The organism is Glycomyces sp. NPDC049804 (genome assembly GCF_040674615.1).
Classification (GTDB): Bacteria; Actinomycetota; Actinomycetes; order Mycobacteriales; family Micromonosporaceae; genus Glycomyces; species Glycomyces niveus.
In genome coordinates, this window is record NZ_JBFAMQ010000011.1 from 79,749 (window position 1) to 92,812 (window position 13,064).

Annotated in this window: 15 protein-coding genes; 6 read left to right on the forward strand and 9 right to left on the reverse strand. The window is 67.9% G+C overall.

The genetic code is table 11. The features are described from left to right. Window positions 1-3 precede the first annotated feature (3 nt). The 4 genes from AB0K52_RS17860 to AB0K52_RS17875 all read right to left on the reverse strand — a co-directional run bounded on the left by AB0K52_RS17860 (window position 4) and on the right by AB0K52_RS17875 (window position 3,116). On the reverse strand, window positions 4-339 hold the full coding sequence (locus tag AB0K52_RS17860) for a hypothetical protein (protein WP_363533208.1): 336 nt from the start codon (window positions 337-339) through the stop codon (window positions 4-6). 7 nt (window positions 340-346) lie between these two features. Continuing rightward, window positions 347-580: a hypothetical protein gene (locus tag AB0K52_RS17865; RefSeq protein ID WP_363533211.1), complete on the reverse strand. Its 234-nt coding sequence runs from the start codon at window positions 578-580 to the stop codon at window positions 347-349. A 294-nt stretch (window positions 581-874) separates the two neighbouring features. Beyond that, entirely contained in the window at window positions 875-2,128 is a 1,254-nt protein-coding gene (locus tag AB0K52_RS17870; RefSeq protein ID WP_363533213.1) for a hypothetical protein, read from the reverse strand. A gap of 136 nt (window positions 2,129-2,264) precedes the next feature. Beyond that, window positions 2,265-3,116, reverse strand: a complete 852-nt coding sequence (locus AB0K52_RS17875) for an SDR family NAD(P)-dependent oxidoreductase (RefSeq protein ID WP_363533216.1) — start codon at window positions 3,114-3,116, stop codon at window positions 2,265-2,267. A 418-nt stretch (window positions 3,117-3,534) separates the two neighbouring features. Between AB0K52_RS17875 and AB0K52_RS17880 the strand changes: the two genes are divergently transcribed. Both AB0K52_RS17880 and AB0K52_RS17885 read left to right on the forward strand, forming a co-directional pair. Then, window positions 3,535-5,184, forward strand: a complete 1,650-nt coding sequence (locus tag AB0K52_RS17880; protein WP_363533219.1) for a hypothetical protein — start codon at window positions 3,535-3,537, stop codon at window positions 5,182-5,184. Further along, window positions 5,181-5,564, forward strand: a complete 384-nt coding sequence (locus AB0K52_RS17885; RefSeq protein WP_363533222.1) for a hypothetical protein — start codon at window positions 5,181-5,183, stop codon at window positions 5,562-5,564. The genes AB0K52_RS17880 and AB0K52_RS17885 overlap by 4 nt, the downstream gene beginning before the upstream one ends. Before the next feature lie 464 nt (window positions 5,565-6,028). Here the strand turns inward: AB0K52_RS17885 and AB0K52_RS17890 are convergent, their stop codons facing one another. Beyond that, on the reverse strand, window positions 6,029-6,484 hold the full coding sequence (locus tag AB0K52_RS17890; protein WP_363533225.1) for a hypothetical protein: 456 nt from the start codon (window positions 6,482-6,484) through the stop codon (window positions 6,029-6,031). A 166-nt stretch (window positions 6,485-6,650) separates the two neighbouring features. On the opposite strand from AB0K52_RS17890, the gene AB0K52_RS17895 reads away from it, so the two are divergent. After that, window positions 6,651-7,391: a nucleotidyltransferase domain-containing protein gene (locus tag AB0K52_RS17895; RefSeq protein WP_363533228.1), complete on the forward strand. Its 741-nt coding sequence runs from the start codon at window positions 6,651-6,653 to the stop codon at window positions 7,389-7,391. A gap of 93 nt (window positions 7,392-7,484) precedes the next feature. Here AB0K52_RS17895 and AB0K52_RS17900 read toward each other — a convergent pair whose 3' ends face one another. After that, the gene (locus AB0K52_RS17900; protein WP_363533231.1) at window positions 7,485-7,889 is read right to left on the reverse strand and encodes a GNAT family N-acetyltransferase; all 405 of its coding nucleotides are present in this window, start codon (window positions 7,887-7,889) and stop codon (window positions 7,485-7,487) included. A gap of 117 nt (window positions 7,890-8,006) precedes the next feature. Beyond that, window positions 8,007-8,567 (reverse strand): HD domain-containing protein, encoded by a 561-nt coding sequence (locus tag AB0K52_RS17905; protein ID WP_363533234.1) that lies wholly within the window; start codon window positions 8,565-8,567, stop codon window positions 8,007-8,009. 189 nt (window positions 8,568-8,756) lie between these two features. Here AB0K52_RS17905 and AB0K52_RS17910 point away from each other — a divergent pair, with 189 nt between their 5' ends. Further along, entirely contained in the window at window positions 8,757-9,422 is a 666-nt protein-coding gene (locus tag AB0K52_RS17910; RefSeq protein WP_363533237.1) for a DUF998 domain-containing protein, read from the forward strand. A 58-nt stretch (window positions 9,423-9,480) separates the two neighbouring features. Here the strand turns inward: AB0K52_RS17910 and AB0K52_RS17915 are convergent, their stop codons facing one another. Next, the gene (locus tag AB0K52_RS17915) at window positions 9,481-10,053 is read right to left on the reverse strand and encodes a TetR/AcrR family transcriptional regulator (RefSeq protein WP_363533240.1); all 573 of its coding nucleotides are present in this window, start codon (window positions 10,051-10,053) and stop codon (window positions 9,481-9,483) included. A gap of 155 nt (window positions 10,054-10,208) precedes the next feature. Between AB0K52_RS17915 and AB0K52_RS17920 the strand changes: the two genes are divergently transcribed. Next, window positions 10,209-11,789: a carboxylesterase family protein gene (locus AB0K52_RS17920; protein ID WP_363533243.1), complete on the forward strand. Its 1,581-nt coding sequence runs from the start codon at window positions 10,209-10,211 to the stop codon at window positions 11,787-11,789. A 51-nt stretch (window positions 11,790-11,840) separates the two neighbouring features. Here AB0K52_RS17920 and AB0K52_RS17925 read toward each other — a convergent pair whose 3' ends face one another. Next, on the reverse strand, window positions 11,841-12,476 hold the full coding sequence (locus AB0K52_RS17925; protein ID WP_363533246.1) for a formylglycine-generating enzyme family protein: 636 nt from the start codon (window positions 12,474-12,476) through the stop codon (window positions 11,841-11,843). Window positions 12,477-12,613: 137 nt separating this feature from the next. On the opposite strand from AB0K52_RS17925, the gene AB0K52_RS17930 reads away from it, so the two are divergent. Beyond that, complete coding sequence (locus AB0K52_RS17930) at window positions 12,614-12,961, forward strand: DoxX family protein (RefSeq protein ID WP_363533249.1); 348 nt, start codon at window positions 12,614-12,616, stop codon at window positions 12,959-12,961. Window positions 12,962-13,064: the final 103 nt, after the last annotated feature.

A 13,064-nucleotide genomic window follows, 5' to 3' on the forward strand; every position in this document is an offset into this window, starting at 1 on the left:
GGCCTAGTACGGCAGGTCAAAAATGGTGACGAGGGCGCGGTTGAGGTGTTCCATGGTGCGGCCCGAGAGCATGCACGCGCAGTCGGCGAGGCTGCCGACGGACGCCTGGCCGACTTCGGCGATGTTGACATAGCCGCCCACGGGGTCTTGTTCGCCGCAGGCCACCGATGCCGGTCCGGCCTTGCGGGCCAGCGGGGCGACGAGCACACAGCCGGTGTGGGTGGCGGCGTTGAACCGGTCGTCGGAGAGTACGACCACCCGGACACCCGTTGGGATGTGGATGTAGACCTCGCCGCGTTTCAGCGTCCGCTGCGCTGACTTGGAACCTTCAAGTGACACAGATGCTCTACTCCTCGCCGTCCTTGGCCCACAGTTCGCGCGATTCGCGGCTGGTGGCCTCCAGCCAGTCCTGATTCTCGAGTGGGCCTCGCTCAACCCCTGCAAGCTCGGCGGCGAGCGCGGCACGGCGCGCTTCGCGGGCGATCCAAGTGGTCGGTTCCAGGCCTTCCCCAGCGGCGACCATGGTGATGACCTGCCAGTCGTGGTCGTCGATGCGGACGGTGATCGATCGTTTCGGCATGGCGGCGTAGCCCTTTCATGCGGCGAGAGACGCAGCATCGTTCGGTGCCCCGAAGATGCGGTGCGGGCCCATCGAGAATGGCATGAGGCGCGCTCGGTTTCGAGGCGGACCACGACGACATGAGTTCTGTTATATTTTCGTTATGTTGCACATGCATTTGCATGTGCCCCTCATGTATGGGAGAGAGCTTACCCCTCGGCTCCTCCGAGGTCAGTCCCACAGTGCGGTCTGTCGGGAACTTGACTCAAGTCGTTCGGCCTGCAGCCCTTGCCGTTCGGCGCCTCGATTGGTCGGTCAGTGGGTGAGTTCGGTCGCGAGCCTCTCGAACTCGGCAGCGATGTCGGCGTCGGCCTGGCTGTAGGTCTCGGCGCATTGGCGCAGCCCCTCGGCGTGGCGGCCGATGGCCGAGCCGAGCAGGCCGGTGAGGTTCGACAGCTCCGCACAGCCTTCCGTGAAGGCCTCGGCGAAGAACAGACCGGGCAGCCCCCAGGTCATCTCGGCCGCGCCCGCTTCGCCTGCAACAGAGGCGATCGCTTCGGCATTGGGCGCGAGGTCGTCGAGCGCTCCGGCCGCAGCTTCCAGCTCGCCCGGGTCGACCTGCCACTTGGCGGCGTCACCGACCATGGCCGCCATCGTGGGCTCGCCGCCTTCGAGCGCATCGGACACGTGCCCATAGATGTCGCTCGCCGCGCCTTTCACGGAGTCGACCACCGCAGTCCCCGCCACGCTCAACAGCTCCTTCCAGAGCCGGTACTCCCCGGCAGCGCGGTCGACGACCGGGTTCGCGCGGAGGAACTTGAGCAGCTTCATGAAGATCTGCTGCGCGAACTGGAACTTCCTGGTGGCCTTGAGGAGCATCCGCGACGCGGTGACCACGGCGTCCATGACGAACGCGACGACCGACGCGCCCGCGGTGGCCACGCTCGTCGCCAGAGCGACGACCCCGCGCGTGACCGCCCACGAGACCAGCTCCGTCAAGACCGCCTTGATGACCTCGTAGATCGTCTCGGCGAGCATGCGCGCCCAGTCGAGAAGGGCGGCAACATCCTTGGCGCGCTCACTCATCGCACCGGCGGTCGCCGCTAGTCCGCCGATGGCGTTCCCGGCCGCGGCGGCGGCCTCACCGTCCCAGGTGGTGACGTTGGCGTCGGCGGCGTTCGCGATCTCGCCGTCGAGCGCGCCGAGCGCCGCTTCGACCTGGCCGAGCACGTCGATCTGCCGCTGCATCTCGGCGGCGTCGCCAGAGACCATCATGAGCAGTTCGTCGAGCGGCTGCACGAGGTCGAGGATGATCGTGACCCCGGCGCTGACCAGCGTGCCGATCGGGTCGGTGAGCACGCCCATGACGTCCGAGCCGAGGCCCTGGATCTCACTCGCGATGGTCATACCAGTGGTCAGCGCGCTTTCGCTTCCAGCGCTCTTCACCGCCTCGGCGGTGGCGGTGTAGCGGCTGACGAACGGCACGTCGGTCCACTGCGACCCCGACTCCTCCGCTTCGACCTCCTCGTACCGGGTGATGTCGGAACCGTGAAGGTCGGTGTCGCTCAAGGCAAGTCCCATCGAGTGAGTGAGAAGGCGGAATGCTCACTCGAAACCCTATGGACTACTGGGCGATTTGCGGCGTAACGACACGTTCGGGGACGGTTCTGCCCGCAGACGGCCGGGCCGTCCGCGGGCAGTCCGTTCACTCCGGGACGGTCAGTTCCCCTTGCGCCTCAAGCGAAAGCTCCTGCCAGTCCGCCCAGTTCTGGAGCCTGTCGGCGTAAGCCTTCTGGAGCATCGGGTAGAAGCCCAGGCCCCACAGGACCCGCAGCGGCGGCCGCTCGAGGTCGACCAGCTTGAGCATGGCCTGCGCGGAGGCGGCCGGGTCGCCGGCGGGCTGGCCCTTGACGGCCTCCGCGAGCTTGGCGCGCAGCGGCACATATGCCGGGTGCGGAGTCGCCATGTGGCCGTTGTCGAGCGGGTCGGGGTTCTTGCCCTGCCTGGTGGCGAACCCGCCGGGCTCGACGATGGTCACCTTGATCCCGAATCCGGCGACCTCCGCCGCGAGCGCCTCGTTCAAACCTTCGAGCGCCCACTTGGACGCGTGGTAGGCACCGCCGAGCGGCATCGCGATGAGACCCGCCGCCGAGGAGAGCTGGACGATGTGGCCCGACCCCTGCTCGCGCAGGTGCGGCAGCACGGCCTGGATGACCCAGATCGCGCCGAAGACGTTGGCCTCCATCTGGTCACGGAGTTCCTGTTCGGACAGTTCTTCTACCGCGCCGACCTGTGCGTATCCGGCGTTGTTGACCACAACGTCGATTCGGCCGAAGTGCGCGACGGCCGCTTCGACTGCCGTGGCGACCGCGGCTTTGTCGGTGACGTCCATTGCGAGCGGCAACACCGCGTCGCCGTACTTCTCGGCCAGTCCGTCGAAGCTGTCGATGGTGCGGGCCGTGGCGGCGACTTTGTCTCCGCGCTCCAGTGCGGTCGTGGCGAACTCCCGGCCGAGACCGCGGGACGAACCGGTGATGAACCAGACCTTGTGCTGCATGATCGTGCACCTAACCGTGTGGCCGCGCTTCGGTTCGCGCGGATTCACGGGTTGAACCGAGCGGGGCCGCGATCCCTGACAGGTTCGCGCAGTGATGGCCCCCACAGCACGCGCAGATTTGGGGATCGCCTTGCGACACAAAGGATTCGAAAGTGGAGCGGTGCGGTGATTCGAACGCGTCTAGACGCTTTCGTACATGACGGCGTGTCGCGCTTGACCGGGTCTGGGTGCTGTGTCAATCTCGAAAAACCGCGCAGTGCGCGGATCATGAAACCCAACTGAAAATGGCCGGTGGGCCGCCATCAAAGATTAGCCGTCTCCGGCGGCCCACCTTTCATCCAAGGAAGGCGAGCCTCCCATGGCAGAGTCCACCCTACGCCAAAACAGGCGTAGCGCAACTCATCAACTCACGACGACCGTGAACCAGGCACGCATGCGCGTGCTCCTTCAACAGGCCTTCTACCGGCACGATCACCTCGGCCCGGGCGCGCCGCTGCGCGAGATCACCGGGCAGGGTGACGGCGACGGCTACTACGACTGGGCGGGCCGCCGCCTCTTCCTGGCCGATGGCGAGCCGGATCCGATGTGCCCTGGCGCCTACCGGTACCAGCACAACCCCGCATCGTGCGATGAGGAAGCACCCGACTCGGACCCGCGCAGCCCGCGCTACGAGCCGATGCACTTGCGCCACCGGCCAGGCGACACCTGGATCATCGACACCAACCGCCCCTACGACCCGTTCGACCCCGGCCCCTACGGCTCACCCGGCTGGTACAAAGACGAACGCACCGGCCGCCACCGCCGAGACGAAACCCCCGACCCCCTCCCCGCCGAAGACTGGGACGCACCGGTCAACGCATGGTTCCCCGGCACCGCCGACTGGCCCGAACCCGAACCCGAACCGACACCGGCTCGTGCCCGCTCCGACCGCCGAGGCGACCACGACCGAGGCAAGCATGACGGCACCGCCGGACGAGGCGGCTCCGACCATCGAGGCGAACACCAAGGCCGAGGCGGCTCCTCGGGCCGCGGCGGCGCCGACCGGCCCCCACCATGGGGCCCGCGCGGCGGCCGCCCGGTCCCCTCCGAACCCGACGATCCCCAAGGTCACGGAGGTACCGGCCACCGAGACGAACCTCAAGGTCACGGAGGTTCCGACCACCGAGGCGGCACCTCAGGTCGCGGCAGCTCCGACCTGCCGCCGCCGTGGGGCTTGCGCGGCCGTCCGGTTCCCGCAGAACCTGACGAACCCGATGCGCCGCTGCGCCCCTGGGACAAGCTCACTGGCCACCCGGTCGGCACCGAACCCCACGAACCTGAAGCAACCGACAAGCCCGAAGCGCGCGAAGAGGAACCGCGCCGTCCCCGGTTCTGGACCGACAGCGAAAACCCACGAGGCAGGGGCGGCTGCCGCGCATCGGGCGATCGGGGCTGGATCAGCGGCGCCTGCGACACCCCGACCGACCACGACACCGAACCCGACGACCCACCGCCGCACCGGTTCTCGAAGCTCCGCGAAGACGCCTTCGACCGCTTCATCGCCAACTCCGCCCAGCTCAGGGCCGCGCACTTCGCGCCCCAGAAGCCCTACCTGCGCGAACGCGCCGCCTGGGTCCTCCACTGGCTCGCCTGGGTCCTCACCTGCGGCCTCATCGCCATGCCCGCACCACTCAATCAGCAACAGCACCACCACACATCGCCTGCGGCGCATCCGATCCCGACACAACCCGTTCCTGCCACGCGCGAGAACCAGGCTCGACAAGCGGACCAGGCCTGGTCCGAAAACGACTTCCAGCACGCAGCATCACCGGCCGCAGGGCCGTCAGGGCCGCAACCGGTCGAAGCGAATACCTCGCCTCGGCCCGGCGCCGCGATCGCCGCCGCCATCAGCGGTGCCCGCGCCGCCCGCAGAGTCATCGCCGCCCGCGAGAACCGCACCGAACACGACCTCGCCCGAGCCGTCCGCAACAGCGCCACCAGGCGCCCCTCCCCCCGCCCCTACATGGCCACCTGGGAACACGCCTTCGACACCAACGCCACCTTCATCATCGGCGGTGGTATCGCGTGACCCCCGACCGCTACACCACCCGCCGCATCAGAGCCCGCTACATCAAGGCGCTCAACGCCATCCCGCTCCCCATCCGACACACCGACCCACCCGACGCGGCACTCCCCATCGACCTCGCCGGACTCCCCATCCTCGCCACCGCAACTATCAACGACCTCGCCGTCCAGTACTCACTCGTCCTCGGCCAAACCCGCTTCCGCCTGACCTTCAAAGACACCCGACCGGCCCTCATCGGCCACATCATCAACCTCGAAACCGACAACCCGAGACTCGTCATCGCCGAACCACTCCACACCGAATGGGCACTAGTCAACGAACCGGCCCTTACCGAACACGCCGCCCGCACCTGGGCCGCCAACACCAAAGCCTGCGGTCGCTAGCCGAAAAGGCGGTGTACCACCGGACTTCCCCGGTGGCACACCGCCATCGCGCGATCCCGAGACCGTTCGGATCGCATGCGCGATGGCGGTAGGTTGTCTCCCATGTCTGAGCTTGGACCGGTGGCCTGGCCGCCCGATCCGATCAAGACCGTGCGGCTCAATCCGTCCCGAGTAAACCCCGTTATCCCAGCGGTCGCCGATATCCGTTGTCCGCCTGCCCGCGTGGTCGATACCCCCGGGCCGGTGGTGATACCCGGTCGCCACCAGGCGCCCCTCCCCCCGCCCTTACATGGCCACCTGGGAACACCGAATGGGCACTCGCCCACGAACCAGCCCTCACCCACCACGCCGTCCGAACCTGGGCCGCGAACACTAAAACCTGCGACTGTTAACCGACAAACGCAGTGCGAAGGGGCGAGCGGCAAATGTCGCCGCACCTTCGCTCTCTCAGCCGATGATGCTCTTTATTCGGAACCGGAAGTCGGGATCCCGTGCCGTCCCCTGTACGGATGAGGCTCCTGCCAGGTCTCCTCCCAAAAGTAGAGGTACGCGAGATACTCTGGGAGATCGGGGCGGAGGTGCCGGGGAAAATTGGGATCATCGGGTTTTCTTAGGAGCACTGTCCAATACTCTTCAGCCGCGCGCTGAACCTCGACGACACCGTATTCGACAGACTCTTCGAGGTAATTGTGTTCAACTCGAACCACGTTGCCGAGGAATGTGGCGGTGTAGATATTCCCTGGATACTCTTGGGCCTTCTCCCCTGAAGCGGCTTTCGCGATACTGACCAGGACATCCAAACATCGACCAAAGTTGTTTCCAACATCGGATGATAGCCAAACCGCAAGGGGTACAAGCCGGTCATCCGAACAGCGGTACTCGATGTTTCCCTTGCTCAGGAAGAATTCTAGACCTTCCATCCCTGCCTCCCTCTAGAGCTTCGGCCAGCCATGGCCGATGTTACCGGTAGCCCGGTCGTACCAGCCCTCTACCCGAATGTCACCTGCCATGCCCTCCCATTTTCCGTCTTGTTTGCGGTAGGCGTTTTGGAATGCATCAGAGGTCGATCAACCTATCCTCAGGGACATGTTCACCATCGCTGATCGGGAGCGACTGCGCGAGGAACTGATCGATACGGCCCGGAAGGACGAGGAGGTCATCGGTGCCGCCCTCGTCGGTTCGGCCGCCACCGGCCGCGAGGACACCTGGTCGGACATCGACTTGATGCTCCAGATCCGAGACGGGGCCGATCCGGGCGCCATCGCCGAACAGTGGACCTCGGACTTCTACGCCCGGCATGGCGCCGTTCACCACCTCGACGTCTTCGCCGGCAACGTCCTGTACCGCGTGTTCCTGCTCGAATCCTCGCTTCAGGTCGACGTATCCTTCTGGCCCCACGACCAGTTCCGGGGCACCGAGCCGGGTTTCAAGGTCGTGTTCGGCACCCCGAATCCGTCCACTGAGCCGAACGCGCCCGACCCGGTGGGGATGATCGGCATGGGATGGCTCTATGCCCTGCATGCACGATCGGCCATTGCGCGCGAACGGCATTGGCAGGCGACTCTGATGCTCGACCACCTGCGGGACGAAATCCTCGCCCTCGCCTGCGCCCGCCTCGGTCTGAACCCCCACCACGGGCGCGAAGCCGACCGCCTGCCGCCAAACATCCTCGACGCCCTTCACCACGCCCGGGCGGTCTCGGTCGACAGCCAGGAACTCATCCGATCGAAGAGGGCACTCCTCGAATGCTTCGCGACGGAGGTCGCACTCCACGACCAAGCATTGGCCGACCGGTTGCGGCCCGCGCTCGACCACCTCGCCAATTGATCTGCCCCTGCGCGATCTGCCGGGTGGGCGCGTCTCCATGCCTTTGGATCTTGGGGTCGGCGTGAGCGCCAGGCGGGGTCCGCGCCGTCCCGCTCAAAGCCGCATGAGCCCAGCGGCCGTCGGCTGGAAACCGCACTGCTGGTAGAAGGCTTCAAGGTGCGGCTCATAGTCCACATGCAACCAGTGAGCGCCGCAAGCCTTCGCCTCGCGGGCCGCAGCTTCCACCAGCTGCACGCCCAGGCCCTTCCGGCGCTCGTCCGGGTGCACGGTCGTATCCAGGATGAAGGCGTGAGCGCCGCCGTCGCCGACCACGTTGACATAACCCACCAGCCGATCGCCGCGGTGCGCGGCGATCCAGGTCAGGCTCCGGGCCAGTTTCGGCTCGAACGAGGACGGCTGGTGGCCCGGCCACGACGCGCTGAACAGTTCGTTCAGATCGGCATCCGTCAAGTCCGGGCGCGCCGCCAAGACCAGGGGAGAGGAATCATCGACGTCCACACGACGCAGCCTGCCACGCATCCATAGCCGAGGCCAGCGTATTTGCGGGCCTACCGGCAGCGAGCACCACCGCCGCAGCATTACCCGGCACGAAATACCTGCGACTGAGTCAAGCCCTTAGGGTTGCGGCTTCTGCCAGGCGAGGGGGTCGGCGTTCAGGACGGCTTCGGCTATGGCGCGGGCGGAATCGGTCTTGAGGGCGGCCGTGCTGCTGGAGATCCACTCTTCGACTTCGGCACCGGTGTGGCGGTACTCGACGGCTTGGATGAGGCATTCGAGTCTGTCGGCGTCCCTGGCGCAGCGTGCTTCGGGGGTGTCGCCGGACTCGAATTCGGCTACGGCGCTCGAGATGAACGCGGCGACGGGCGCGGGTGTGTCGGCGACCTGGTCGGCGACGATGGCTTCGGGCGGGGCGGCGGTGAGGTAGCGGCGGCCGATGTGCGGGATGTCGCCGATGCGGGTCTCGGGGGTGTCATGGAGGGCGCCGAGGAGCGCGGTCCGGTTGGGGTCGGCGCCTTCGAGCGCGGCCAGGACCATACCGACGAGCGCGGTCCGGTGGGAGTGCTCGGCGACGCTCTCGGGGTCCTTGATCTGGGCGAACCACCAGCCGGTGCGCTTGATGCGCTTCAGGTTCCCGGCTTCCAGCAGGTACTTGGCGATGCCGTCCATGTCGGTCATGGTCGCTCCCTCGTCACGCGGCGCGGCCCTGTCGCCGAGCCGCGCACCGAGCGTAGCGGCTGGCCGTCCGCGGGTTCGGCTGTGGCCGGTCCAAGTCCGGAAAGTGACGCTCGCCGCAACCGATGAATCGGCCGTGCCGGTGTCGTCTATACGGGCATAACCCATCCACCACCTCAAGGAGCCCTCGTCATGAACGCCGCCACTGCAGCCCCTTCCGTCGCTGCTGCAACGAAGTCCGCCGCTACCCGCCGCCTGCTCGCGTGCGGCGTGCTCGCCGGGCCGCTGTTCGTCGCCACCACGATCGCGCAGGCGGCGACCCGCGACGGGTTCGACCCGGTCGTGCACCCGCTGAGCATGCTGAGCTTGAGCGAGCTGGGCTGGATCCAGATCGCGAACTTCATCGTCTCCGGGCTCCTGGCCCTGGTCGGGGCAGTGGGGCTGCGCCGCTCGCTCGGGGACGGTCCGGCCTCGAAGTGGGGCCCGAGGCTGTTCGGGCTGTACGGCATCGCGCTGGTGTGGGGCGGCGTCTTCGTCGCCGACCCGGCCTTCGGTTACCCGGCGGGGACGCCGGACGGCGCGCCGGCCGAGCAGAGCTGGCACAGCATCCTGCACGCGTTCGCGGCCCCGGCCGCGGGAATCGCGCTGCTGGTGGCCACGTTCGTGTTCGCCCGCCGGTTCGGGCGTGAAGGTTCGGGCCTGTGGCGCGCGGCCTGCTACGTCGTGGCCGTGCTGTATGTGGCGCTCACCGTCACCGCGTTCCCTGCGGCCGACTACCGGTGGATGCTCGCCGGTGGCGCGCTGACCTGGCTGTGGGCGGCCGCGGTCTCGCTGCAGGTACTCCGCTCGAACCGCTAGCCGCACGAACGTTGAGGGGCGGGCCGCGTCGCGGCCCGCCCTTCGCCGTGCCTGGGCGTCAGTCGAGGGTGGCGGCCAGGGTTTTGAGGCCGGCCGCGAGGGCCTGGGGGTCGGGGGCGCTGTCGGGGTATGACATCCATTGCATGACGACGCCGCTGACGAGGGCGAGCTGGACGGCGCCGACGGTGCGGATGGTGTCGGCGTCGATGGTCTCCTCGATGTCGCCGGTGGCGAGGGCGGCCATGGCGGCGAGGGCGCCGGGCTGGCCTTGGGCGTAGACCTCGGCGAGTTCGGGGGAGCGCTGGGCCTGCATGAAGAGCTCGAAGCTCGCCATCCACATGGTGCGGTTGGCCTTGACGTGGTCGATCAAGAGATTCCAGACGGCTTCGAAACGCTTGGGGCCCTTGGGTTCGTCGAGCTTGGCGAGTTGGGCCTGGAGGCCGGCGTCCCAGTCTTCGAGGGACGAGAAGAGCGCCTGCTGGAGGAGCGCCTCGCGGGAGCCGTAGTGGTAGCCGATCGCGGCCATGCTCACGCCGGCGGCGGTGGCGATGTCGCGGACGGTCGTGCGGTCGTAGCCCTTTTCCAGGAGGCACTGCTTCGCGCCGTCGAGGAGCGCTTCTCGGTTTCCCATGAGCGACATCCTAACAGTGACCTGCACGTTTGCCTAGCGCGATCGCCTTGCGCAAATTTCTTAGGCGATCGCCTTGCACGTTTGCCCAAATTCTTGGTACGGTTCTGCCAGACGCGAACGAACCCCGTTCCGCCCCACCCGAAAGCGAGCCCCCAATGGCTTTCTCCAAGACCGCCAAGACCATCGCCGCGAGTCTCGCCGCCATCGGCATCACCGCCGCCTCCATCGCGTACGGGACCACCGCCGCCAACGCCGTGCCGACCGCCCCGACCCTGGTCGACACCGACCTCGGCTCGCTCCAGGGTGCCGCCGACCACGGCGTCCGCTCCTGGCTCGGCGTCCCGTACGCGGCGCCGCCGGTTGACGAGTTGCGTTGGGCCTCACCGGAACCGGCCGAGTCGTGGGAGGGGGTGCGAGAGGCGACGGCGTTCGGGAACGTGTGCGCGCAGCCCGAGGCCCCGATGCCCGGCATCCCGAGCACCGACGAGGACTGCCTCTACCTCAACGTCTACGCACCCGAGAAGGCCCGAGACGACCTGCCCGTGATGGTGTGGTTCCACGGCGGCGGCAACTCGTACGGTTCGGGCGAGCAGTACGACCCGTCTCGCCTCGTGACCGAGGGCGACACGGTGGTCGTCACCGTCAATTACCGGCAGGGCCTGTTCGGCAGCATGGCCCACCCGGCGCTCGACGAGGGCGGCGAGATCACCTCGGGCAACTACGGTCTCGAGGACCAGCAGGCCGCGCTGCGCTGGATCGGCGCGAACGCCGAGGCGTTCGGCGGCGACGACGGCAACATCACGATCTTCGGCGAATCGGGCGGCGGCTTCGACGTGTGCGCCCACCTCGTCTCCGAATCCTCGGCGGGCCTGTTCGACAAGGCGATCGCGCAGAGCGCGCCGTGCGGATCCGACTGGGCCCCTTCACGAGAGGAGGGCCAGGCCCGGGACATCGCTACTGCTGAAGAGCAGCTCGGCTGCGCGGACGCCGAGGAGGCCGAGGCCTGCCTGCGCGCCCTCAGCACCGCGGACATCAACGCGGCGACCGCCGGGCTCCTCGAGGTGCAGCCGGTCGTCGGCGGCCCGGTCATGCCCGTCGCGACCGCCGACGCGATCGCAGCGGGCGACATCAACGAGGTGCCGGTGCTCATCGGCATCAACCGCGACGAAAACCAGCTCATGACCGGCGGCATGGAGGTCCTGACGGGCCATGTGATGACCGCCGAGGAGTACGTGCCGACGCTCGTCGCCCAGTTCGGGGAGGAAGCGGCCGACGCGATCGCCGCCGAGTACCCGCTCAGCGACTACGAGAACCCGGCGAAGGCCCTCGCGGCCGTGCAGACCGACGTCGAATGGGCCGCGGACCTCTCCGAGACCGTTGCGGCCCTGTCGGACCACACCCCGACGTACGCCTATGAAATGTCGGTCTCCGGCACCCCGTACTTCAAGGCGTTCGAAGCGCCGTCGTGGGAAATGGACGCGTTCCACATGGTCGATGTCGCCTTCCTTTTCGACACCACGATCTTCAACGACCGCAGCGCCGAGGTCGAACCGCTCGCCGACCTGATGGTCGAGTCCTGGAGCACCTTCGCCCGCACCGGCGACCCTGACGGCCGCGGCCGCTGGGGCCGGGCGCACGGCGACTGCGACGTCCGCGAGCTCTCCCCCGAGGGCGTGCAGCGCATCGACTTCGCCGGGGTCCACCACCTCGACTTCTGGGAGCAGCTGAACGCGTAAGGGTGTGCGGTGAGCGGGGCGGGCCGGTCGGTCCGCCCCGCTTCGCGCTTTTCAAGCGGCGTTGCGGGCCACGCGGAAGGAGAGGTCGTCGATCTGCAGGCTCGGCATGGTGCGGCGACGCACGCCCGCCCGGCAGGACCAGTGCTCGTCGAACCAGCCGCCGCCCTTGATGACCCGGTAGTCGCGGTAGACCTCGGCGTCGTAGATGTCGAAGCACCAGTCCCAGGCGTTGCCGAGCATGTCGTAGAGGCCCCAGGCGTTGGGCGCCTTCTCGCCGCCGCGGTGCAGCCGCTCGCCGGAGTTCCCTCGGTACCAGGCGATCTCGTCGAGGTCGCCGTAGCGCGGGCCGGACGTGCCGGCCCGGCAGGCGTGCTCCCATTCGGCCTCGGTGGGCAGCCGGTAACCGTCGGCGGCGCGGTCCCACTCGACCGCTTCACCGGTGATCGCATAGGCGGGCGCGAGGTCTTCGAGCTCGGAGAGGCGATTGCAGAAGTGGACGGCGTCGAACCACGACACGCTCGTAGCGGGCAGCAGGTCGTCCTCGGTGACACCGAATCCGCGGGCCTCAGCCATCGCGCGTCGCGTGACCTGCAAGGGCGCCAGCAGGAACGGCGCAACTTCCACGGTCCAACTCCGCTCAGTGCGCCGATCGGAGATGGTCGCGACCCCGGCCTCGATCCTCTGCATCGGGGCATCCTAAGCCGCCGAGCCCACCGGATCGAACACGTGATCCGCATCACTGGGCTACCTTCGCGGTCACGTTCGCGTGCTCGCTGGGTTCAACCGGGTGTCAGCGTCACTGCGAATCGAACCGGAGCACCGCCATGAACCTCGCCCACATCATCGTCACCATCGTCGCCGCCCTCTGGGTGGGCTTCTCGGCCTACTCACTGCTCGCCAAGGCCGCCTTCGTGGTCGAACCCCTGCAGCACTACGGGGTGCCGCAGTCGTGGTGGGTCCCGCTCGGGCTGCTCAAGGCCGCCGGAGCCCTCGGCCTCCTCGTCGGCCTGATGGTCCCCTGGATCGGGGTCGCCGCCGCGATCGGCATCATCCTCTACTTCAGCGGCGCGGTCATCACCGTCCTGAGAGCCCGCTCGTACGCCACCGTGGCCTACCCGGTCCTGTACCTGGTCCCGACCGCCGCAGCCCTCATCCTCGGGGCACTGGCGTAACCACGGCCGCCCTTGGCGCACTGGGAGCTCAGCGCCACTGCGGCTTCACTCTTGGGCTCGCAGCAGTTCCTCAGCAGCGCCGCGGCCTCGCTCGGCCCGCAAC